Annotated in this window: 19 protein-coding genes; 10 read left to right on the top strand and 9 right to left on the bottom strand. The window is 68.1% G+C overall.

Annotated features, from left to right (window positions below):
- Window positions 1-31 precede the first annotated feature (31 nt).
- Together AACH00_RS10000 and AACH00_RS09995 are read left to right on the top strand one after the other, a co-directional pair.
- Window positions 32-1699, top strand: coding sequence for a GMC family oxidoreductase (locus AACH00_RS10000; protein ID WP_341398979.1), 1668 nt, complete (start codon window positions 32-34; stop codon window positions 1697-1699).
- Window positions 1700-1940: 241 nt separating this feature from the next.
- Complete coding sequence (locus AACH00_RS09995) at window positions 1941-2705, top strand: sulfite exporter TauE/SafE family protein (protein WP_341398978.1); 765 nt, start codon at window positions 1941-1943, stop codon at window positions 2703-2705.
- Window positions 2706-2782: 77 nt separating this feature from the next.
- Here the strand turns inward: AACH00_RS09995 and AACH00_RS09990 are convergent, their stop codons facing one another.
- The gene (locus tag AACH00_RS09990) at window positions 2783-4984 is read right to left on the bottom strand and encodes a malate synthase G (RefSeq protein ID WP_341398977.1); all 2202 of its coding nucleotides are present in this window, start codon (window positions 4982-4984) and stop codon (window positions 2783-2785) included.
- A gap of 55 nt (window positions 4985-5039) precedes the next feature.
- Window positions 5040-5729, bottom strand: coding sequence for a haloacid dehalogenase type II (locus AACH00_RS09985; RefSeq protein ID WP_341398976.1), 690 nt, complete (start codon window positions 5727-5729; stop codon window positions 5040-5042).
- Window positions 5730-5826: 97 nt separating this feature from the next.
- On the opposite strand from AACH00_RS09985, the gene AACH00_RS09980 reads away from it, so the two are divergent.
- Complete coding sequence (locus AACH00_RS09980) at window positions 5827-6750, top strand: LysR family transcriptional regulator (RefSeq protein WP_341398975.1); 924 nt, start codon at window positions 5827-5829, stop codon at window positions 6748-6750.
- 72 nt (window positions 6751-6822) lie between these two features.
- Here AACH00_RS09980 and AACH00_RS09975 read toward each other — a convergent pair whose 3' ends face one another.
- Both AACH00_RS09975 and AACH00_RS09970 read right to left on the bottom strand, forming a co-directional pair.
- Window positions 6823-7137 (bottom strand): PsiF family protein, encoded by a 315-nt coding sequence (locus tag AACH00_RS09975; protein ID WP_341398974.1) that lies wholly within the window; start codon window positions 7135-7137, stop codon window positions 6823-6825.
- 137 nt (window positions 7138-7274) lie between these two features.
- Window positions 7275-8639, bottom strand: coding sequence for a serine/threonine-protein kinase (locus AACH00_RS09970; protein ID WP_341398973.1), 1365 nt, complete (start codon window positions 8637-8639; stop codon window positions 7275-7277).
- A gap of 187 nt (window positions 8640-8826) precedes the next feature.
- Here AACH00_RS09970 and argS point away from each other — a divergent pair, with 187 nt between their 5' ends.
- The 7 genes from argS (at window position 8827) to AACH00_RS09935 (ending at window position 16347) form a co-directional block, all read left to right on the top strand.
- Entirely contained in the window at window positions 8827-10539 is a 1713-nt protein-coding gene (gene argS / locus AACH00_RS09965; RefSeq protein WP_341398972.1) for an arginine--tRNA ligase, read from the top strand.
- Window positions 10536-11237, top strand: coding sequence for an SPOR domain-containing protein (locus AACH00_RS09960; RefSeq protein ID WP_341398970.1), 702 nt, complete (start codon window positions 10536-10538; stop codon window positions 11235-11237). The genes argS and AACH00_RS09960 overlap by 4 nt, the downstream gene beginning before the upstream one ends.
- A 41-nt stretch (window positions 11238-11278) precedes the next feature.
- Window positions 11279-11923 carry a thiol:disulfide interchange protein DsbA/DsbL gene (locus AACH00_RS09955; RefSeq protein WP_341398969.1) on the top strand — a complete coding sequence of 215 codons (645 nt, stop codon included), beginning with the start codon at window positions 11279-11281 and terminating at the stop codon, window positions 11921-11923.
- A 196-nt stretch (window positions 11924-12119) separates the two neighbouring features.
- Window positions 12120-12725, top strand: a complete 606-nt coding sequence (lptA, locus tag AACH00_RS09950) for a lipopolysaccharide transport periplasmic protein LptA (RefSeq protein WP_341398968.1) — start codon at window positions 12120-12122, stop codon at window positions 12723-12725.
- Window positions 12722-13492 (top strand): LPS export ABC transporter ATP-binding protein, encoded by a 771-nt coding sequence (gene lptB, locus AACH00_RS09945; protein WP_341398967.1) that lies wholly within the window; start codon window positions 12722-12724, stop codon window positions 13490-13492. The genes lptA and lptB overlap by 4 nt, the downstream gene beginning before the upstream one ends.
- Before the next feature lie 6 nt (window positions 13493-13498).
- Window positions 13499-15013 (top strand): RNA polymerase factor sigma-54, encoded by a 1515-nt coding sequence (locus AACH00_RS09940; RefSeq protein ID WP_341398966.1) that lies wholly within the window; start codon window positions 13499-13501, stop codon window positions 15011-15013.
- Entirely contained in the window at window positions 15010-16347 is a 1338-nt protein-coding gene (locus tag AACH00_RS09935) for a THUMP domain-containing class I SAM-dependent RNA methyltransferase (RefSeq protein WP_341398964.1), read from the top strand. The genes AACH00_RS09940 and AACH00_RS09935 overlap by 4 nt, the downstream gene beginning before the upstream one ends.
- On the opposite strand, the gene AACH00_RS09930 is transcribed toward AACH00_RS09935, so the two are convergent.
- The 5 genes from AACH00_RS09930 to AACH00_RS09910 all read right to left on the bottom strand — a co-directional run bounded on the left by AACH00_RS09930 (window position 16322) and on the right by AACH00_RS09910 (window position 20406).
- Window positions 16322-16660 carry an energy transducer TonB gene (locus AACH00_RS09930; protein ID WP_341398962.1) on the bottom strand — a complete coding sequence of 113 codons (339 nt, stop codon included), beginning with the start codon at window positions 16658-16660 and terminating at the stop codon, window positions 16322-16324. The two genes, AACH00_RS09935 and AACH00_RS09930, sit on opposite strands and share 26 nt — an antisense overlap.
- A gap of 13 nt (window positions 16661-16673) precedes the next feature.
- Entirely contained in the window at window positions 16674-18254 is a 1581-nt protein-coding gene (locus tag AACH00_RS09925) for a methyl-accepting chemotaxis protein (RefSeq protein ID WP_341398961.1), read from the bottom strand.
- Between the two features lie 192 nt (window positions 18255-18446).
- Window positions 18447-18866 (bottom strand): YidB family protein, encoded by a 420-nt coding sequence (locus AACH00_RS09920; protein WP_479723910.1) that lies wholly within the window; start codon window positions 18864-18866, stop codon window positions 18447-18449.
- A 168-nt stretch (window positions 18867-19034) separates the two neighbouring features.
- Window positions 19035-19772: a 16S rRNA (uracil(1498)-N(3))-methyltransferase gene (locus tag AACH00_RS09915; protein WP_341398959.1), complete on the bottom strand. Its 738-nt coding sequence runs from the start codon at window positions 19770-19772 to the stop codon at window positions 19035-19037.
- 28 nt (window positions 19773-19800) lie between these two features.
- Window positions 19801-20406: a hypothetical protein gene (locus AACH00_RS09910; protein ID WP_341398958.1), complete on the bottom strand. Its 606-nt coding sequence runs from the start codon at window positions 20404-20406 to the stop codon at window positions 19801-19803.
- Window positions 20407-20480: the final 74 nt, after the last annotated feature.

Genomic DNA, 20480 nt, shown 5'->3' with positions numbered 1-20480 from the left:
CCCTACAGTGGGCTGAGGAGACAAACAGAACATGACGCAAAGCGCCCCGGTTTATGACCACATCGTGGTGGGGGCCGGTACCGCCGGCTGCCTGCTGGCCAACCGCCTCTCGGCCGATCCGAACTGCCGCGTGCTGCTGATCGAGGCGGGTGGTCATGACGACTACCTCTGGATCCACATCCCGGTCGGCTACCTGTATTGCATCGGCAACCCGCGCACCGACTGGCTCTACAAGACCGATGCCGACCCGGGCCTGAACGGCCGCCAGCTGCGCTACCCGCGCGGCAAGGTGCTGGGCGGCTGCTCCAGCATCAACGGCATGATCTACATGCGCGGTCAATCGCGCGACTACGACGGCTGGGCCGAGCAGGTGGGTGATGCCGCCTGGCGCTGGGACAACTGCCTGCCGGCGTTCAAGCAGCACGAAGACCATTGGCGGGGCAGCGATGAGTACCACGCCGCGCCCGGCTTCGATGCCAAGGGCCAGCGGGCGGGCGGTGAGTGGCGGGTCGAAAAGCAGCGCCTGTCCTGGGAGATCCTCGACGCGTTCTCGTCCGCCGCGCAGCAATCCGGCATTCCGGCGTCGCCCGATTTCAACCGCGGCAGCAATGAAGGCGTGGGCTACTTCGAGGTGAACCAGCGCTCCGGCCTGCGCTGGAATGCGGCCAAGGCGTTTCTGCGGCCGGTCGTGGGTCGACCCAATCTGCAGGTCTGGACCGGGGCGAATGTCAGCCGCGTGCTGCTGGAAGACCTGCCCGGCGGCCGCCTGCGCGCCGTGGGCATCGAAGCCGTGCCCGTGAACGGCGGTGAGCCGGTGCAGGCGCGTTGCACGGGCGAGGTGGTGATGGCAGCGGGCGCAGTGGGCACGCCCGCCATCCTGCAGCGCTCGGGCATCGGCCCCGGCGCGCTGTTGCACCAGCACGGCATCACGCCGAGGCTGGACCTGCCGGGCGTCGGCGGCAACCTGCAAGACCACCTGCAGATCCGGGCGGTCTTCGAGGTGAGCGGCGTCAAGACCCTCAACACGATGGCCAATTCCTGGTGGGGCAAGGCGCAGATCGGCCTGCAATACCTCTGGTCGCGCAGCGGGCCGATGAGCATGGCGCCGTCGCAGCTCGGCGCCTTCACGCGGTCGTCGCCAGACCACGCCTGGCCCAATGTGCAGTACCACGTCCAGCCGCTGTCGCTGGACGCCTTCGGCGAGCCCTTGCACCACTTCAACGCATTCACGGCCAGCGTGTGCAACCTCAATCCGACGTCACGCGGGCGGGTGGCCATCACCTCGCCGGATCCGCAGGCGGCGCCGTCCATCCTGGCGAACTACCTGTCCACCGACAGCGACCGGCGCGTGGCGGCCGATTCCCTGCGGCTGACCCGGCGCATCGCCGCCATGCCGGCCCTGGCGCCCTACCAGCCGCGCGAGGTGAAGCCCGGCGTGCAGTTCCAGAGCGATGACGACCTGGCGCGACTGGCCGGTGACATCGGCACCACCATCTTCCACCCGGTGGGCACCTGCAAGATGGGCCGTGACGACGACGCCCAGGCTGTGGTCGACAGCCGGCTGCGGGTGCGCGGCGTGGTGGGCCTGCGGGTGGCCGATGCCAGCGTCATGCCCACGATCACCAGCGGCAACACCAATTCGCCCACCTTGATGATCGCCGAGCGGGCTGCGGCATGGATCACACAGGCCCGGGGTTAGCCCTGATGCGCTGAGGGTCGTGCGCCTTTACAGTGCATCAACTTTCGGCGCAGCGCCCTCAAATGGTGCGCGCAGAAGGGGGTCCGAGGAGACAAACCGGGCCAACAACAAAGAGAACTCGAATGCCCCGCGCAGCCTTATCCAGGCCCCGCGCGATGACAGTGTGAAAATGAAAAGGCGCCGGCTACCCCCGGCGCCTTTGTCTTTTCCGGGCCGCCCACCTGTCTGATCCCCTCCCCCCATGCTTGAACTGATGATTGTTGCGGCCGCCTCGGGGCTCGCCGGTTTTATCGACGCGATCGTGGGTGGTGGTGGACTGGTGCTGCTGCCGGCCTTGTTCGCCGTGTTCCCGACGGCACACCCTGCGACGCTTTCGGGCAGCAACAAGGGCGCGGCCATCTGGGGCACGGCCTGGGCGGCGCGGCAGTACGCGCAGCGGGTCACGCTGCGCTGGCAGGCGCTCGGGTACGGCGTGGCCGCGGCGCTGATCGGCAGCTTCGGTGGCGCGTGGATGCTCACGATCGTCAACCCGGCGGGCATGCGCAAGGCGCTGCCGCTCGTGCTGCTGGGCATCCTGGCCTACACCCTGGCCAAGAAAGAGCTGGGGCGCGAGCACGCGCCGCGCTTCGAAGGCCGCCGGGAAGCGGTGCTGGCGGGCAGCATCGGCCTGGCCATCGGCTTTTACGACGGCTTCTTCGGCCCCGGCACCGGCAGCTTCTTCGTCTTCCTGTTCGTGCGCCTGCTGGGTTACGACTTCCTGCACGCCTCGGCGTCGGCCAAGCTGATGAACACGGCCACCAACGCCGCCGCGCTGGTGCTGCTGATCAGCAAGGGCCACATCTGGTGGCATGTGGCGGCGGTCATGGCAGTCACCAATGTCATCGGCAGCCTGCTCGGCACCCGGCTGGCGCTGCGCCACGGCGCGGGCTTTGTGCGCGGCGTCTTCATCGTGGTGGTGGGCGCGCTGATCTGCAAGACCGGCTACGACGCGTTCCTGCGCGGCTGATCAACCACCTTGCCCCATGAAAAACGGCGCCCGAGGGCGCCGTTGTCACGTCAGATCAAAAGTGGCGCAAGGGCAACTCAGGCGCCGGCCTTGACCTTCAGACGCCAGGCGTGCAGCAGCGGCTCGGTGTAGCCGCTCGGTTGCTCCTTGCCCTTGAAGACCAGGTCCAGGGCAGCCTGGAAGGCGGCGCCCTGCGGGTTGGCCACCAGCGGCTTGTAGGCAGCGTCGCCGGCGTTCTGGCCGTCGACCACGGCGGCCATGCGCTGGAAGGAGTCGCGCACCTGCGTCTCGCTGATCACGCCGTGGTGCAGCCAGTTGGCGATGTGCTGGCTGGAGATGCGCAGCGTGGCGCGGTCTTCCATCAGGCCGACGTTGTGGATGTCGAGCACCTTGGAGCAGCCCACGCCCTGGTCGACCCAGCGCACCACATAGCCGAGGATGCCCTGCACGTTGTTGTCGAGTTCCTGCTGGCGCTCGGCGTCCGACCAGTTGGCCTGTGCCACCACCGGAATGGTCAGCAGGTTGTTCATCAGGTCTTCGCTGACGGTCGATGCCGCTGCGGCGTCGCCCTGCTCCAGCTGCTGCTGGACACCGGCCACGCTGACCTGGTGGTAGTGCAGCGCATGCAGCGTGGCGGCCGTCGGGCTCGGCACCCAGGCGGTGTTGGCGCCCGACTTCGGATGGCCCACCTTCTGCTCCAGCATGGCGGCCATCAGGTCGGGCATGGCCCACATGCCCTTGCCGATCTGGGCGCGGCCGCGCAGGCCGCATTGCAGGCCGATCAGCACGTTGCGGCGCTCATAGGCGGCAATCCAGGCACTCGACTTGATGTCGCCCTTGCGCATCATCGGGCCGGCCAGCATGGCGGTGTGCATCTCGTCGCCGGTGCGGTCGAGGAAGCCGGTGTTGATGAACGCCACGCGGCTGGCGGCTGCGGCAATGCAGGCCTTCAGGTTGACGCTGGTGCGGCGCTCTTCGTCCATGATGCCCAGCTTGACGGTGCTGTCTGGCAGGCCCAGCAGCAGCTCGACGCGGGTGAACAGCTCGGCGGCGAAGGCCACTTCGGTCGGGCCGTGCATCTTCGGCTTCACGATGTAGACCGAGCCCTGGCGCGAGTTGCACAGGCCGTTGGCGCCGTGACGCTGCAGGTCGTGCAGGGCGATGGTGGTGGTCACCACCGCGTCCATGATGCCTTCCGGAATCTCGCGGCCTTCAGCGCCCCACAGGATGGCCGGGTTGGTCATCAGGTGGCCCACATTGCGCACGAACATCAGCGAGCGGCCGTGCAGGCGCACTTCGCCGCCTTGCGGGCCGGTGTAGAGGCGGTCGGCGTTCAGCGTGCGGGTGAAGGTGGTGCCGCCCTTGGCAACCTGCTCGCTCAGCGTGCCCTTCTGGATGCCCAGCCAGTTGCTGTAGGCCAGCACCTTGTCTTCGGCGTCCACGGCCGCCACCGAGTCTTCCAGGTCGAGGATGGTCGACAGTGCGGCTTCAAGCACCACGTCAGCCACGCCGGCGGCGTCGGTCTTGCCGATGGCGGTGTCGCGGTTGATCTGGATGTCGATGTGCAGGCCGTTGTGGGCCAGCAGCACGCTGCGCGGGGCAGCCGCGTCGCCCTGGTAGCCGGCGAACTGGGCCGGGGTTTCGAGGCCGGCGGTCTGGCCGTTCTTCAGGCTGACCACCAGCTGGCCGCCCTCGACGCGGTAGCCGGTCGCTTCCTTGTGGCTGGTGCCGGCCAGCGGCACGGCCTGGTCGAGGAAGTTGCGGGCGAACTCGATGACGCGTGCGCCACGCACCGGGTTGTAGCCGCCTGACTTCTCGGCGCCGCCGGCTTCGCTGATGGCGTCGGTGCCGTACAGCGCGTCATACAGGCTGCCCCAGCGGGCGTTGGCGGCGTTCAGCGCGTAGCGCGCGTTCAGGATGGGCACCACCAGCTGCGGGCCGGCCTGCGTGGCCAGCTCGGCATCAACGTTGGTGGCCGTGGCCTGCACCTGCGCGGGCACCGGCACGAGGTAGCCGATCTGCGTCAGGAAGGCGCGGTAGGCCGGCATGTCGGTGATGGGGCCGGGGTGGGCGCGGTGCCAGCTGTCCATCTCGGTCTGGATGCGGTCACGCTCGGCCAGCAGGGCGGCGTTCTTCGGGGCCAGATCGGCCACGATCTTGTCGAAGCCGGCCCAGAAGCTCGCGCTGTCGATGCCGGTGCCGGGCAGCACCTGGTCTTCGATGAAGCGGAACAGTTCGGTGGCCACTTGCAGGCCGTGGATGGTGGTGCGTGCAGTCATGAGAGCCTCGTCAGGAAGATGAATCGGTGAATGAAAGCAGGGTGTGGCGCGACGTTCAGGCGTCGGAAGCCACGATGTCGAGCACGTCGCGCAGCGTCGTGCCCTGGTGATGCGGGGTGGTGCCCAGGCGCTCCAGCGGCGCGCCGCTGCGGTTGACCCACAGGGTGCGGTAGCCGAACCAGGTGGCGCCGATCGCGTCCCAGCCGTTGCTGGAGACGAACAGCACGTCGCGGGCCGGCAGCCCCAGGGCGTCGACGCCCACCTGGTAAGCGGCCGGGTCGGTCTTGAAGCGGCGCGTGGCGTGCACGCTCAGCACATGGTCGAGCAGGCCGGTGAAGCCGGCGCTGCGCACGGCGACAGCCAGCATGTCCGGGTCGCCGTTCGAGAGGATGCCGGTCGGAATGCCGCGCGCCTTCAGCGCCTGCAGCACCTCGCGGTTCTCCGGGAAAGCCGAGAGATGCCGGTACTGGTTCATCAGCTGGTCTTCGCTCTCGGCCGTCAGGGCCAGGCCCAGCTGGCTGGCGCTGGCCTGCAACGCGGCGCGGGTCAGGTCCCAGAAGGGCTGGTAGGTGCCGCTCATCGACACCAGGCGGGTGTAGTCGATCTGCTTGTCGCGCCACAGCCGGGCCAGCGCTTCACCGGCGCCGGGAAAGAGCTGCCCGGCCGTCAGCCCGACGCTGTAGACGTCGAACAAGGTGCCGTACGCGTCGAACAAGACAGCGCGGGGAGCGAGGCTCTTTTCCATGTCGCCAATTTATTCCATACTTGGCAATACATTACCAACCTGAAAAGTCATGGATTTGTGACTTTGACGCACAAATCCGGCGAGGGCCCCCGCAGCCATGGACCGACTCAAGCAGATTGAAACCTTCGTGGCCGTCGCCGCCAAGGGCAGCCTGACGGCGGCCGCGCAGGCCGAGGGCGTCGCGCCCGCCATCATCGGGCGCCGCATGGACGCGCTGGAAGCGCGGTTGGGGGTGAAGCTGCTGCTGCGCACCACCCGGCGCATCACCCTGACCCACGAGGGCAGCGCCTTTCTGGAAGATTGCCAGCGCCTGATCGTTGACTTCAACAACGCGGAGGCCAGCGTTTCGGAGGGTGGCGTGAAAGCGAGTGGCCACTTGCGTATCACCGGGCCGGCCGGTTTTGGCCGGCGGCACGTGGCGCCGCTGGTGCCGCGCTTTCTCGCCCAGCACCCCGATGTGAGCCTGTCGCTGAACCTGTCTGACCGCGTGGTCGACATCGTCAACGAAGGCTTTGACTGCGCGGTGCGGGTCGGTGATCTGCCGGATTCGTCGCTGATCAGCGTGCGCCTGGCCGACAACCGCCGCCTGTGCGTGGCCACGCCTGAATACCTGCAACGGGCCGGCACGCCCGCACATCCGTCCGAGTTGTCGCGCCACGCCTGCCTGACGCTCAGCTCGGACGCCAGCCAGACCCGCGGCTGGGCCTTTGCGGTGGATGGCAGCGTGACCCATTTGCGCCCCGGCGCCCGGCTGGACTGCAGCGATGGCCAGGTGCTGCACGCCTGGTGTCTGCAGGGCATGGGGCTGGCCTGGCGCAGCACGTGGGAGGTGCAGGGCGATCTGGCCGCTGGCCGGCTGGTCAGCGTGCTCGATCAGTTCGCAGCACCCCCCAACGGCATCTACGCCGTGTTCCCGAGCGCCCGGCACCTGCCGCTGCGCGTGCGCCTGTGGATCGACTTCCTCAAGCACAGCTATGGCGACGCGGCCTACTGGAGCCGCCCGCCCAGCATGACGCCCTGAAAGCGCGACACCAATGAAAAACGCCCGGCTGAACCGGGCGTTGGCAGGCGGCGCAGATTGCGCCGGAAGCGCTTACTTGCTCAGGCATTCCTTCATGAAGGCCTTGCGTTCGTCGCCCTTCAGTGCCTTGGTCTTGGCGTCGGCGTTGCAGGTCTTCATCTTGTTCTGCTGGGCGGTCTTGCCATCGGCCTTGGCGCTCAGGCATTCCTTCATGAAGGCCTTGCGCTCGTCGCCCTTCTTGTCGCCGGCGTTCTTGTTGCACGAGCCCATCTTGCTTTGCTGCGCGGTCGGGGCCTTCTCGGCGGCGGGGGCGGCCGGGGCGGCGGCTTGGGCGAAGACGCTCAGTGCGGCGCCAGACAACAGAACAGCGGTGAACAGCTTTTTCATGGGTGCTCCTTCCTAGGGATGTGGGTGGGCATGAGTGCCACACGTCATGGAATCAGACCCGCGCCGTGCTGGCAAGCACTAGAAACGCGCGGACGTGGCGTTTGGTGCACACCGCGCCCAAACAGATCACGGCTTGTTCACAGAATGCGTCTAGGGTGCGCCAGCGCCTCGTGCGCGGCATGCAGCCGGCGCACCAGCACCTTGATGAAGGCTTCGTCGAAGCGGTGCCGGGTTTCGCCCGACAGCGCGCCCAGCGTGTCCGGCGTGAAGCACAGCGTGGTGGCCGGTTCGGCCACGGTGACGTCGGTGGCGTGGCGGCGCAGGTCGGGGTTGGGCGCGAGGTAGGCCATCTCGCCCACCGAAGTGCCCGCGCCCAGCCGCGCCACGCGCTGCCCGTCGCGGAACACCTCCACCTCGCCCTGGGCAATGATGTGGAAGCTGCGGCCCTCCTGGCCCCGCTTGAACAGCTTGTGGCCGTAATGGAAGCGTTGCCAGCGGGCGCGGTGCACGACTTCCCACAGGGCCACATCGTCGAAGCCGGTGAAAAACTCGAGCGAGCGCAGCAGCGTGAAGCGCTCCGAGTCGAGCACCTTCTGCAGCCGGCCGCGCGGCACCAGGTGCTGCGCAATCAGCGCCGACAGCGACGCGGCGAAGCTTTCCCAATCGGCCGGCCGGCCTTCACGCGATTTGTTCAGCGCGCTCTGGATGACGCCGTCCAGCGCCGCACTCACGCCTTCACGGCAGCCGATCAGCGAGGGCGGGTCTGAATGCCAGACCTGCTGCAGCAGCGCGCCCTGGGTCTCGGCCTGGAAGGGCGGACGACCTGCCACCAGGTGGTACAGCACGGCGGCCAGCGCATAGATGTCAGCGCGGCAATCGAGCGTCGCGCCGTCGAGCTGCTCGGGCGACATGTAGGCCAGCGAGCCCACGCGGTGCACCTGGGTCTGGTCGGCGGTCAGGTTCAGGGCGCTGCCGAAGTCCGTCAGCTTGATGTCGATGACCTCGTCGCCGTCCATCACGGCCAGGATGTTGGCCGGCTTCACATCGCGGTGGATGATGCCCTGCCGGTAGACATAGCCCAGCGCCATCGCGCACTTGAAGCCGATTTCCACCACCTGCTCCAGCGGCAGCAGCTTCGCCGGGCTGCAGAACTCGCGCAGCGTCACACCGGGCACGTACTCCATCACCAGGTATGGGGCGACGGGGTCGTTCACCGCGTCAAAAATCTGCACCACGTTCGGATGGTTCAGGCGGCCGACCAGCTCGGCCTCGGCGGCGAAGAAGCGGCTGGAGAAACGCTGCTCCAGCGCCGACTGCCCGGCCTTGTCGCGGGCCTGCTTGATGGCCACGTCACGGTGGTGAAAGTCGTCGTGGGCGAGAAACACCTCGCTGGTCGCCCCTTCCCCCAGGCGGCTCTGCACCGTGTACTTGCCGATGTGGGTCGGCAAGCCGCTGCGCGCCATCGGCACGGTGGTCACCACATGGTCGGAAGAGTCGTTCACGTTCAGCGGGGCTTGGTGATGGGTCAAGGACAGCGGCGACACCCGCAGGCGGCGAGGCCGCCGGGCGGCAGTCCGGGCCCCGATCGTCGCCCGGCTCGCGGCGGTGCAGTGCGCCGAACAGGCGGGCTGAGCGCAGTCTTTTCCGGGCCGGTGCGTTGGTGGCAGAGGGCAAACGTAGAATCAGCGCATGATCCAAGCCAAGGCAGAGCTCCAGCGCGCGCTGGCCGCTGCGGTCGCGCAGCTGGCCCCTGACGCCGCCCTCACCCCCCAATTCGAATCGCCCAAGCAGGCCGCCCATGGCGACCTGGCGATCACCGCTGCCATGCAGCTGGCCAAGCCCATGCGCTCGAACCCGCGCGCCGTGGCCGAACAACTGATCGCCGCCCTGAACCAGCAGCCTGCCGTGCAGCGCTGGGTCAGCAGCCTCGAGATCGCCGGTCCGGGTTTCATCAACCTGCGCCTGGCCCCCGCGGCCAAGCAGGCCGTGGTCGACGAGGTGCTGGGCGCCGGCGAGCGATTCGGCTGGAAGGACGCGAACGGCCAGAAGCTGATGCTCGAGTTCGTCTCGGCCAACCCGACCGGCCCGCTGCACGTGGGCCATGCCCGCCAGGGCGCGCTGGGCGACAGCCTGAGCCACCTGTTCGAAACCCAGGGTTTCGACGTGCTGCGCGAGTTCTATTACAACGACGCGGGCGTGCAGATCGCCACGCTGGCGACCTCCACGCAGTGCCGCATCAAGGGCCTGAAGCCCGGTGACGCCGGATGGCCCGAGAGCGCCTACAACGGTGATTACATCGCCGACATCGCCGCTGACTTTCTTGCCCGCAAGACCGTCAAGGCCGATGACCGCGAGTTCACCGCTTCCGGTGATCCGGACGACCTCGACAGCATCCGTCAGTTCGCCGTGGCCTACCTGCGCCATGAACAGGATCTGGACCTGCAGGCCTTCGGCGTGAAGTTCGACAGCTACTTCCTCGAATCCAGCCTCTACAGCTCGGGCCGCGTGGCCGACACCGTGGACAAGCTGGTGGCTTCGGGCAAGACCTACGAGCAAGACGGCGCGCTGTGGCTGAAGTCGACCGACTACGGCGACGACAAGGACCGCGTGATGCGCAAGTCCGACGGCTCGTTCACCTACTTCCTGCCGGACGTGGGCTACCACGTGGCCAAGTTCGAGCGCGGCTACACCACCTGCATCAACTGCCAGGGCACCGACCACCACGGCACGATTGCCCGGGTGCGCGCAGGCCTGCAGGCCGTGGGTCTTGGCATTCCGGAAGGCTTCCCGAGCTACGTGCTCAACACCATGGTGCGCGTCGTGCGTGACGGCGCCGAGGTGAAGATCAGCAAGCGCGCCGGCAGCTACGTCACCTTGCGCGACCTGATCGAGTGGACCAGCCGCGACGCCGTGCGCTTCTTCCTGATCAGCCGCAAGGCCGACACCGAATTCACCTTCGACATCGACCTGGCCCTGAAGCAGAACGACGAGAACCCGGTGTTCTACGTCCAGTACGCCCACGCCCGCATCTGCTCGGTGCTGGCCCAGGGCGAAACGCAAGGCATCACGGCCGACGCGCTGACCCAGGCTGACCGCAGCCTGCTGACCGCGCCGACCGAGCTGTCGCTGATGCTGAAGCTGGCCGACTACCCCGAGATGCTGGCGAACGCGGCCCGCGATCTGGCGCCGCACGACGTGGCGTTCTACCTGCGCGACCTCGCCGCGGCCTTCCACAGCTATTACGGCGCCGAGCGCTTCCTGGTCGACGACGCGGCCCTGGCCCGCGCGCGGCTGTCGCTGCTGGCTGCCACCCGCACGGTGCTGCGCAATGCGCTGGCGCTGCTGGGCGTCAGCGCCCCCAACCAGATGTCGCGCGACACCCCCGCGCAGGAGACGGCATGAACGCCCTGGCTTCCCGGTCCTTGTCGCGTCAGCGCGGCGGTTTTGCGCTCGGCCTGATCGTCGGCCTGCTGATTGGCCTGGCGCTGGCGCTGGGCGTGGCCCTCTACATCGCCAAGGTGCCCGTGCCCTTTGTCGACAAGGTCGGTCACCGCAGTGCCGAGCAAGACGCCGCCGAGGCCGAGAAGCTCAAGACCTGGGATCCGAATGCCGGCTTGGCGGGCAAGCAGGCCCCGCGTCCGGCCATGCCGGCTTCGGGCGCTTCGGCACCCGCTGCGGCTGCGCCCATCGTGGCTGCGCCGGCCTCTGCGGCCACGGCAGCCGCCAAGCCGGCGTCGCGTCCTGACGCCGCCGCCGAGCCGGCCAAGTCCAGCCGTGACCCGGCCGCCATCCTGGCGGGCCAGTCGCCGGCACCGGCCGCCGCGGCCACGCCGTCGCCCGGTTCGGTGAAGGACGGCTCGATCTACTTCGTGCAGGCCGGCGCTTTCTCCAGCGCCGACGACGCCGAACAGCAGCGCGCCAAGCTGGCCATGCAGGGCTTTGCCGCCAAGGTCAGCGAGCGTGAGCAGAGCGGCCGCACGGTGCACCGTGTGCGCATCGGCCCGTTTGAAACCAAGGACGACGCCCGTGCCCAGCAGGAGCGTCTGAAGTCTGCCGGCGCTGAGTCGGCGCTGGTGGCCGTGGACCGGCCGAAGCCCTGAGCTTTTTGCCCGGCTGTTTTTCACCTCACCCATTGCCTGCCATGAACCGTCGCGACTTTTCTGCCCTATCCCTGGCTGCATCGGCAGCCATCGGCCTGCCTCAAGCGGCCCGCGCGCAGGGCGCCCCGGCGGAAGGGGCGCAGTACACCCGCCTGGCCCAGCCGGTGCCGGTGGCGGCCAGCGGCAAGATCGATGTGGCCGAGTTCTTCTGGTACGGCTGCCCGCATTGCAATGCGCTGGAGCCCGAGTTCGACGCCTGGGCCCGCAAGCAGCCGGCCGATGTGCAGGTGCGCCGCGTGCCGGTCGGCTTCACGCCCAGCCATGAGTTTCACCAGAAGCTGTTCTACGCCCTGGAGGCGCTGGGCCTGCTCGACAGCCTGCACCGCAAGGTGTTCAACGCCATCCATGTGGAACGCAAGCGCCTGAACACCGAAGCCGACGTGCTGGCGTTTGCCGCGGCCAACGGCGTCGACGGCGCCAAGCTGGTCGAGACCATGAAGTCGTTCAGCGTGATCGGCAAGGCCCGCCAGGCCAAGCAGCTGACCGAAGCCTGGCGTCTCGACGGCGTGCCGGCCATCGGCGTGCAGGGCAAGTTCCTGACCTCGGCTGCGCTGACGGGCAGCCACGCTGCGGCGCTGGCCGTGACCGACTACCTGGTGGCGCAGGCCCGCAAGGCACGCGGCTGAACAACCGGGGCCGTGCCGGCGACTGATGGCTGGCGGCGCCCGGCTTGATGTTGGCGGCCCGCGGCAGCCTGCAAGCTGCACGCAGGGCGTCCGTGCGTGACACGCTGCCCGTTGTTTGTGCCCCCCATTTGCCACCGTGGTGCGCGAGGGCGGGGCTCAGGCGCGTAGAATCGTCTGCAAGTTTCATGCCCCGCCAATGACTTCACACCCTCTGTTTCGTGCCCTGCTGGCCACTGCTGCGTTGCTCGCAACGGCTGCGGCATGGGCGGAGAAGGCTGATCGCAACAAGCCGATGGTGGTTGAAAGCGACGGCAAGCAGGCGGCCTCCGTCGACCTGAAGACCAAGACCACGCTCATCAAGGGCAATGTCTCGGTCACCCAGGGCAGCTTGCTGATCAAGGCCGACCGCATCGAGGTGCGTGAAGAGGCGCCGGGCCGTTTCACCGCCCGCGCCGTGGGCCAGGCTGGCGAGGCCGCCAGCTTCCGCCAGCGCCGTGACCGGCCGGACGAAGTGGTCGAGGCCGAGGCTGACCGCATCGACTACGACGGCGGCAATGAGCGCGTGCGCTTCGTTGGCAGTGCCAAGCTGCGCGTGCTGCGCGCGGGCAAGGTGTCCGACGAAGCCAGCGCCGACACCATCACCTACGACCAGCGCGCCGACACCATCGTCTTCGAAGGCGGTGCCGCCACCGGCCCGGGCACCACGGGCAAGGCCCGCCTGGTGTTCACCCCGCGGGCGGCCGAGCCTGACCCCGCGCCGGCACCAGCCACCAACCGCAACGGCGGCGGAGACGCCCGTTGAGCACCGCGGCGGTTGCAGGGTCGGCCGAGAGCCGGCTGGAGGCCACTGGCCTGCGCAAGGCCTACGGGGCACGCACCGTGGTGCGCAATGTGCACCTGTCGGTGGGCGCCGGTGAAGTGGTGGGCCTGCTGGGCCCGAACGGCGCCGGCAAGACCACCACCTTCTACATGGTGGTGGGCCTGGTGCGCTGTGATGCCGGCGAGATCCGCATCGACGGCCAGCAGATCGAGCGCAAGCCGATCCACCAGCGCTCGCGCCTGGGTCTGTCGTACCTGCCGCAGGAAGCCTCGATCTTCCGCAAGCTCACGGTCGAAGAGAACATCCGCGCCGTGCTGGAGCTGCAGTACGACCCACAGGGCAAGTCGCTCAAGGCTGACGAGATCCAGCGCCAGCTCGACGGCCTGCTGAACGACCTCAGCCTGACCGGCCTGCGCGATTCCCCCGCGCCTGCGCTGTCGGGTGGTGAGCGTCGGCGAGTCGAGATTGCCCGCGCGCTGGCCACCCAGCCACGCTTCATCCTGCTGGATGAGCCGTTTGCCGGCGTTGATCCGATCGCCGTGATCGAGATCCAGCGCATCATCAGTTTCCTCAAGGCGCGTGGCATCGGTGTGCTGATCACCGACCACAACGTGCGCGAAACCCTCGGTATCTGCGACCGGGCCTACATCATCAGTGAAGGCGCTGTGCTGGCCGAAGGGACGCCTGAACACATCATCGAGAACCCGGACGTGCGCCGGGTCTATCTCGGTGAGCACTTCAAGATGTAAGGCGGCATGAAACCGACTCTGCAGGTTCGCCTGTCCCAGCATCTGGCGCTGACGCCCCAGTTGCAGCAATCGATCCGGCTGTTGCAGCTGTCTACCCTGGAGTTGCACCAGGAAGTCGAGCAGATGCTCGAACAGAACCCCTTCCTCGAGCCCGAGGAAGACGCCACCCCGTTCGATTTCAGCGCCCCCGACCGCGCCTCGGCCAGCACCCGCGAAGAAGCGGACTCGGCCGGCAGCAGCGTGGGCGAAGGCGGCGAGGAGCCGGCCACACTCGACGCCGCCGAGTTCGGATCGACCGAGCGTGACGATTGGGAAAACGGGACCGAGCGCGATGACTTCGACGGCATCCGCGAGACGCCCAGCGCCGGCAGCGGCACCGCCAGCGGCGACGAGGACTTCGAGCCTCAGGAGCGCAATCGCCACGGCCCGTCGCTGCAGGATCATCTGCGCCAGCAACTGCTGGGCATGCGCCTGAACGCGCAGGACGCCGCCGCGGTGCATGTGCTGATCGAATCGCTGGATGACGACGGCTACCTCGACGGCACGCTGGAAGACATCGCCTCGCGGGTGGCCGACGTGCTGGGCATCACCGGCGATGAAGCACGCGAGGAACTGCTCGATCAGCTGCGCTGCGGCCTGCGCTGGTTGCAGAGCATGGAGCCCACCGGCGTCGGTGCGGCCAACCTGTCTGAGTGCCTGGTGCTGCAGCTTCGCCAGCGCGCGGCCAGCCCGGGGCGCGCCTGCGCCATCACCATCGCTCAGGGCCACCTGGACCTGCTGGCCCGCCGCGACATCAAGAAGCTGATGTCCCTGACCAACTGCGACGAGCCGACGGTGAAGGCGGCGCAGGCCATGATCGTGGCGTGCGAACCCAAGCCCGGCCGGCCGTTTGTGCATGCCGAGAGTCTGGTCATCGTGCCGGATGTCATCGTGATGAAGTCGGGCCGCAACTGGAAGGTGGTGCTGAACCCCGACGTGATGCCCAAGCTGAAGGTCAGCGACCTGTACGCCCAGGCCATCCGCGGCCAGCGCGGCGCGGGGCACTTGTCTGCCCGGCTGCAGGAGGCCCGCTGGTTCATCCGCAACATCCAGCAGCGCTTCGAGACCATCCAGCGTGTGTCGCAGGCCATCGTCGAGCGGCAGAAGGCGTTTTTCACCCACGGTGAGATTGCGATGAAGCCGCTGGTGCTGCGCGAGATCGCTGACGAACTCGGCCTGCACGAATCGACCATTTCGCGCGTCACCACCGCGAAGTACATGACCACGCCCTACGGCACCTTCGAGCTGAAGTACTTCTTCGGCTCGTCGCTCAACACCGATGCGGGCGGCAACGCCTCCAGCACGGCGGTGCGCGCCCTGATCAAGCAGTTCGTCGCGGCTGAAAGCACCGTCAAGCCCTTGTCGGACAGCCAGATCGCTGACATGCTCGAAGAGCAGGGCATCCAGGTGGCCCGCCGCACCGTCGCCAAATACCGCGAAGCGCTGAAGATCGCGCCCGCCAACCTGCGCAAGGCGCTATGACTGAAGACAACTCCGCACCGCGCCGCGTGGCCGCACCCGCCCGCACCGCGTCGGACATCGAGACCGGCGTGCTGTTCCTCACCTGCGCGGTGGGCACCGAGCCCTTCCTGCTCGACGAATGCGCCCGCCTGCTGCCCCCCGGCACCCAGCTGGAGGCCGGCCGCGGCGGCGTGTATGTGGACGGCGACATCGACATGGCGATGCGCCTGAACCTGGGCAGCCGCCTGGCCCAGCGCGTGCTGTGGCAGGTCATCGACGGCCAGTACCGCGACGAGCACGACCTGTACGACATGGCCTGCCGGGTGCGCTGGGACGACTGGATCACGCCGCGCAACACGCTGCGGGTGGATGCGTCGGCCTGGCGTTCACCGCTGCAGAGCCTGAATTTCGCGGCCCTGCGCATCAAGGACGGTGTCTGCGACGTGATGCGCAACGCCTGCGGCGAGCGCCCCAGCGTCGACACGCGTTTCCCCGATCTGGCGCTGGTGCTGCACCTCGGGCCCGAATACGCGAGCCTGTCGATCGACCTCTCCGGCGAGGCGCTGTTCAAGCGCGGCTGGCGCGAGGTCAAGGGCGAGGCCCCGCTGAAGGAAACCCTGGCCGCCGCGATGCTGGCTGCGGCCGGCTGGCATGGCCGCGAGGAAGACGGCGGCTTGCTCGACCCCTGCTGCGGCGCCGGCACCATCGCCATCGAGGCGGCGCAGATCGCCTGCGGCATTGCGCCCGGCATGAACCGCCGCTTCGCCTTCGAGAAGCTGCTGCCCTTCCGTGACCACCTGGGCGACCTGCGCCGCCTGCGCGAAGACGCCGAAGACGCCATCCATGCGCCGCGCGTGCCCATCTGGACCGGCGACGTGTCGTTCCGCATGACCGACTTCGCCACCCGCAACGCCGAGCGCGCCGGCGTGCTGAAGGCCATCGATTTCAAGACCGGCGATGCGCTGCAACGGCCCGCCCCGGCGGACCACGGCGTGATCATGATGAACCCGCCGTATGGTGAGCGGATTGCGCCCAAGGGCACGGGCCAGGGCCCGGCCGGCATGGCGCGGCCTGGTCGGTTTGCCGAGCGCGACACCGCGGGCGAAAAGTTTGAAGGCGCGGCCGATGCAGGCGAGTTCTACGCCCGCCTGGCAGCGCACTGGAAGAAGCAGTACGCCGGCTGGACCGCCTGGGTGCTCACACCCGAGGCCAAGCTGCCGACGCTGATGCGGCTGAAGGAAAGCCGCCGCGTGCCGATGTGGAACGGCGCCATCGAGTGCCGCATGTTCCGCTTCGACATGGTCGCGGGCTCCGCCCGCGACAGCCGCGTCACTCCTGAGAAAACACCAGTCTGATGTCGGCGGAGTCCGGCTTGCCGGACCCTTCGAACTTCCACTTCATCAGCGCTGCGGTGGCGGCCCCCGAGAACACCTTGGCGGGTGCGGGAATCGCTTCGACGATCTGAACGTCGGTCACGTTGCCGGCGCCGTCGATGCTCACCTTGGTCTTCAGCACGCCGTCGTTCACCTTGCGGCGGATGGCTTCGTCCGGAAACTCCGGCGGCACCTTCTTGATGATCTTCGGATCAGCGTGGGCGGCCGGTGCCGCCACGATCAGGCCACCCAGCAGGGTGGCGGCCAGCAGGCTGGAGATGGAACGCTTGTACATGGGTAATGCTCCTTCAGACCGGGGCCGCCAGGGCCGCGCGGGGGGTGTTGTCGATGCGAAAAAACTCGACCGTGCTGACCAGCCGGTTGGCGTGGCTCTTCAACGATTCGGTGGTGGCGGCCAGTTGTTCGACCAAAGCCGCGTTTTGTTGAGTGGTCTGGTCCAGATCGGCCACACGCTGGTTGATCTGGCCGATGCCGGCTTCCTGGTGGTGGCCGGAACTCGACACGGCCTCGATCAGCTCGCGCACGCTCACCACCTCGGTCACGATGCCGCGGATGCGCTGGCCCACCTCCGTCACGGTCTGGTTGCCGCTGGCCACCTTCTGGGCCGAGTCGTCGATCAGGCCCTTGATTTCCTTGGCGGCGGCGGCGGCGCGGGCCGCCAGCGTGCGCACCTCGCTGGCCACGACGGCAAAGCCGCGGCCATGCTCGCCGGCCCGTGCGGCCTCGACAGCCGCGTTCAGCGCCAGGATGTTGGTCTGGAAGGCGATGCCGTCGATCACGCCGATGATGTCCTTGATGCGGTTGCTCGAATCGGCAATGCGCGTCATGGTGTCGACCAGGCTCTCGACCGCCTGGCCGCCTTCGACCACGGCATTGCGGGCGCGGTTGGCCACGTCCGAGGCTTCGCGGGATTTCAGGCTGCCGTCGGCCACGGTCTGGGCCATGCCTGACATCGCGGACGCGGTTTCCTGCAGGTTGCTGGAAGCGCGCTCGGTGCGGTTCGACAGGTCGGCGTTGCCCTGGGCGATCTCCTCGGTGCTGATGGCCACGTCGCGGGCCGCATGGTGCACCGACTCGATCACGCCGGTCAGGTGGGTCTGCATCTCGCCGATGGCAGTCAGCACTTCGCCGACTTCGTCCTGCGTGCGCACGTCGATGCGGTAGCTCAGGTGGCCTTCGCGGATGCTGCGTGCGGCCGCGATCGCACGTGACAGCGGCAGCGCGATCGAGCGCGTGATGACCAAGGCGGCGGCAATCGCCAGCACCACGGCCACACCGCCCAGCACCATCATCTTCAGGCTGTCGCTGGCGGCCATCTGGTGTCCGGCCTCGGCACGGCTGGCGGCATTGCCCTGCACGGCGGTGGTCATCGCCAGCAGGGCCTTCTCGTAGGCGCCCTGCACCGGCCGCAGTTCCACCAGCAGCGCGCGCCGTGCATCGTCCGGGCTGCCGTTTTCCAGGATGTCGAGGTAGCTGGCAATCGCCTTGACGAAGGCTTTGCGGGTGGTGTCCACCTCGCTTACCAGTGCCGGCAGGTCACCGTCGCCACCCAGCGCCTGCAGGGCGGTGAACTGGGTGTCGGTGTCGGCGAGGGTGCGATTGATCAGCTCGCGTTGCTTCTTGATCGGTCCGGCAGCGTCCAGCAGCAGGAGCTCGCGGGCTGATTGCGCGACCACGCTGGCGTTCTTGTCCAGCGCATGGGCATGGCCAAGCCGGGCGAGGTCGACGGTGGCGGTGGCTTCAAGGTCGCGGGCCAGCGAACGGGTGTTCTGAACGCCGTAAGCGCAGATGGCCAGCAGCAGCACGATCATGGCGCCAAACGCCATCGCGAGTCGTGTGCCGATGCGGAACTTCCAAAGCCAGATCATCGGGTACTCCAAAGAAATTGAATCCTCCCTGGATGCAAATGCCGGGAGGTCTCTGGAGTATCGGAAGGGCTTATGTGTTCAATGAGGCCGAAAAACCAGCCATTGGTGCGCTAGTTCACGGCCGGGCGGGCAGGCGCTCTCAAGTGGCGCGCAGTTGGTGCGCCACTTGCACCAACTGCGCGCGCATGCACCTCAACGGCCGAGCAGGCCGCCCAGCAGGGCACCGAGATCGGGCGTGCCGTTGCCGCCGGGCAGCTGGCCGTTCGGGGTCATCTGGTCGATGACCTGCGGCAGCATCTGGCTGAGCTGACCCATGAGCTGGCCGTTGTCGAGGCCGGCCTGTTGCGCCAGCCCGGCCCACTGCGGATGCTGCTCGAGCACCGATTGCAGCTGCGACGGGTTGATCGGCAGGTTCTGGCCGGTGGAAATCCACGAGCTCACCACGTCACCCAGGCCACCTTGCTGGAACTGCTGCACCAGACCGGCCAGCCCGCCGCCGGGCGCGTTGTTGTCCAGCAGGCCCGCCACCACTTGCAGCAATGCGCCCTGGCCACCGTTCTGGCCACCGGCCGCCTGGCCCAGCATGCCGACCATCGAATCGAGCAATCCCATGTGTTTCCCCTGCGCCAGCGGCGCGTTGCGTTGCGATGCCCGCAGCATGCCGCCCTGCAGGGGCACTGGTGTGACACCCCCCTTGTCGCCCTGGCTGGGCTTGAGACTTTGTGGGGGCCGCCGTGGCGCCAGACGGACGCTGCCGCGCAGGGCGTCAGGCGCAGCAGCTCAGCCCAGCGCGCCCACCAGGGTCAGTGCCGCCAGCGGCGCGGTATCGGCCCGCAACACGCGTGGCCCGAGGCTCAGCGGAATGAAGCCGCGTTGCCGCGCCAGCGCTTCCTCGCGCGGGTCGAGGCCACCTTCCGGGCCGCTCAGGAAGGTGATGTGCCGCGCATCGGCCGGCAGGTCTTTCACCTGGACGGCATCAGGCGCAAAACTCAGCACATGGCGCACCTCGCCGGGGGCGGGCTCCGCCGGCAGGGCGGCCAGCCACGCGTCGATCGTGCGGATGGGTTCGATCAGGGGCACCCGGGTGCGGCCGCTCTGCTCGGACGCAGCCACGGCCACGCCCTGCCAATGCGCCCGGCGCTTTTCAGCCCGCTCACCGCTGAGCTTGAGCACGCTGCGCGCGCACTGCAGCGGTTGCATGCCGCGGGCGCCCAGCTCGGTGGCCTTTTCAACCAGCGCGTCCATGCGCTCGTTGGCCGGCATGCCCACGGCGAGCACCACGGTACGCGGCAGTTCACGGTGGCAGGTCTGGCTGGCGCCGATGCGCACGTCCACGTCCTGGCGGCCCATGCGGGTGACTTCAGCCAGCCACTCCACGCCGTCGTCGTGCCCGTTGAAGATCAACAGGTCGTCACCGGGTTGCATGCGCAGCACCTGCACATGGCGTGAGGGCTCGGGGGGCAGGGTCAGCAGCGCGCCTTCAGTGAGCGGCGCATCCAGATAAAGGCGAACAGGCATGATCGCCAGTTTGCCTCATCCGGGGTGCTCAAGCCGGCTTGGCAGCCAGGTTCAGGGCCAGCTCGAAGCGCCGCAGCGCAGACAAGCCGCGTTCCTCGCGAACCTGGACCAGAAAACGCTGGGCCAGCGGAATCAGCTCGCTCAGGCCGTTGCAGCGCTCCACCTCCAGCACGAAGCGGAAGCCGCCGACCAAACCCAGCTCAGCCTTGCCCTGGCTGTTGAGGGTGTCGTACAGCACGCTGTAGCTGGTGGCCCGCACCACATCCATCAGGCTGGCGACTTCGGGGTCGAGTGCCTGGGGCGCCGGTGGTGCCGGTGGCGTGGCCGGCGCGGGCGATGCAGACGATGCGGGGCGTGGTGCCGTCGCCTGCCCCTGAGCCGGCGAAGAGGACGGCGACGGTGCAGGCGACGGCGCTGGCGCCGAGCCGGCCGTGGCCTTGCCGAGCAGCCCTTCATCCAGCAGGTGCTGGAGGTCGGCGTCGGTCACGCCCTGCACCTTCTCCAGCCAATAGCTCGCGGGCTGGCTGTCGTTGATGACGAGCAACAGGTTGCGCACGGACCTGGAGAGTGGCCGACTGCGCGACTGGATCTCCGCATGTCCGGCGGCCGTCTTGATCAATCGATACTGCATCATGATCCGTGGGCTGAAAAAGCAAACAGGCCGGGATGCCCGGCCTCATGGTTGCCTGCACGCCAGGCCGGGTGGCC

The sequence above is a fragment of the Ideonella margarita genome (genome assembly GCF_038066635.1).
GTDB lineage: Bacteria > Pseudomonadota > Gammaproteobacteria > Burkholderiales > Burkholderiaceae_C > Ideonella > Ideonella margarita.
The sequence above is the reverse complement of the archived record's forward strand: the minus strand, read 5'-3'. Positions and strand labels throughout refer to the sequence as shown.

Coding starts and splice junctions, on each gene's coding strand:
- AACH00_RS09935 (WP_341398964.1), top strand. CDS start 15,010: ATGACTGAAGACAACTCCGCACCGCGCCGCGTGGCCGCACCCGCCCGC.
- AACH00_RS10000 (WP_341398979.1), top strand. CDS start 32: ATGACGCAAAGCGCCCCGGTTTATGACCACATCGTGGTGGGGGCCGGT.
- AACH00_RS09975 (WP_341398974.1), bottom strand. CDS start 7,137: ATGAAAAAGCTGTTCACCGCTGTTCTGTTGTCTGGCGCCGCACTGAGC.
- AACH00_RS09930 (WP_341398962.1), bottom strand. CDS start 16,660: ATGTACAAGCGTTCCATCTCCAGCCTGCTGGCCGCCACCCTGCTGGGT.
- argS (WP_341398972.1), top strand. CDS start 8,827: ATGATCCAAGCCAAGGCAGAGCTCCAGCGCGCGCTGGCCGCTGCGGTC.
- AACH00_RS09920 (WP_479723910.1), bottom strand. CDS start 18,866: ATGGGATTGCTCGATTCGATGGTCGGCATGCTGGGCCAGGCGGCCGGT.
- AACH00_RS09940 (WP_341398966.1), top strand. CDS start 13,499: ATGAAACCGACTCTGCAGGTTCGCCTGTCCCAGCATCTGGCGCTGACG.
- AACH00_RS09960 (WP_341398970.1), top strand. CDS start 10,536: ATGAACGCCCTGGCTTCCCGGTCCTTGTCGCGTCAGCGCGGCGGTTTT.
- AACH00_RS09990 (WP_341398977.1), bottom strand. CDS start 4,984: ATGACTGCACGCACCACCATCCACGGCCTGCAAGTGGCCACCGAACTG.
- AACH00_RS09995 (WP_341398978.1), top strand. CDS start 1,941: ATGCTTGAACTGATGATTGTTGCGGCCGCCTCGGGGCTCGCCGGTTTT.
- AACH00_RS09910 (WP_341398958.1), bottom strand. CDS start 20,406: ATGATGCAGTATCGATTGATCAAGACGGCCGCCGGACATGCGGAGATC.
- AACH00_RS09915 (WP_341398959.1), bottom strand. CDS start 19,772: ATGCCTGTTCGCCTTTATCTGGATGCGCCGCTCACTGAAGGCGCGCTG.
- AACH00_RS09985 (WP_341398976.1), bottom strand. CDS start 5,729: ATGGAAAAGAGCCTCGCTCCCCGCGCTGTCTTGTTCGACGCGTACGGC.
- AACH00_RS09980 (WP_341398975.1), top strand. CDS start 5,827: ATGGACCGACTCAAGCAGATTGAAACCTTCGTGGCCGTCGCCGCCAAG.
- lptA (WP_341398968.1), top strand. CDS start 12,120: ATGACTTCACACCCTCTGTTTCGTGCCCTGCTGGCCACTGCTGCGTTG.
- AACH00_RS09955 (WP_341398969.1), top strand. CDS start 11,279: ATGAACCGTCGCGACTTTTCTGCCCTATCCCTGGCTGCATCGGCAGCC.
- AACH00_RS09925 (WP_341398961.1), bottom strand. CDS start 18,254: ATGATCTGGCTTTGGAAGTTCCGCATCGGCACACGACTCGCGATGGCG.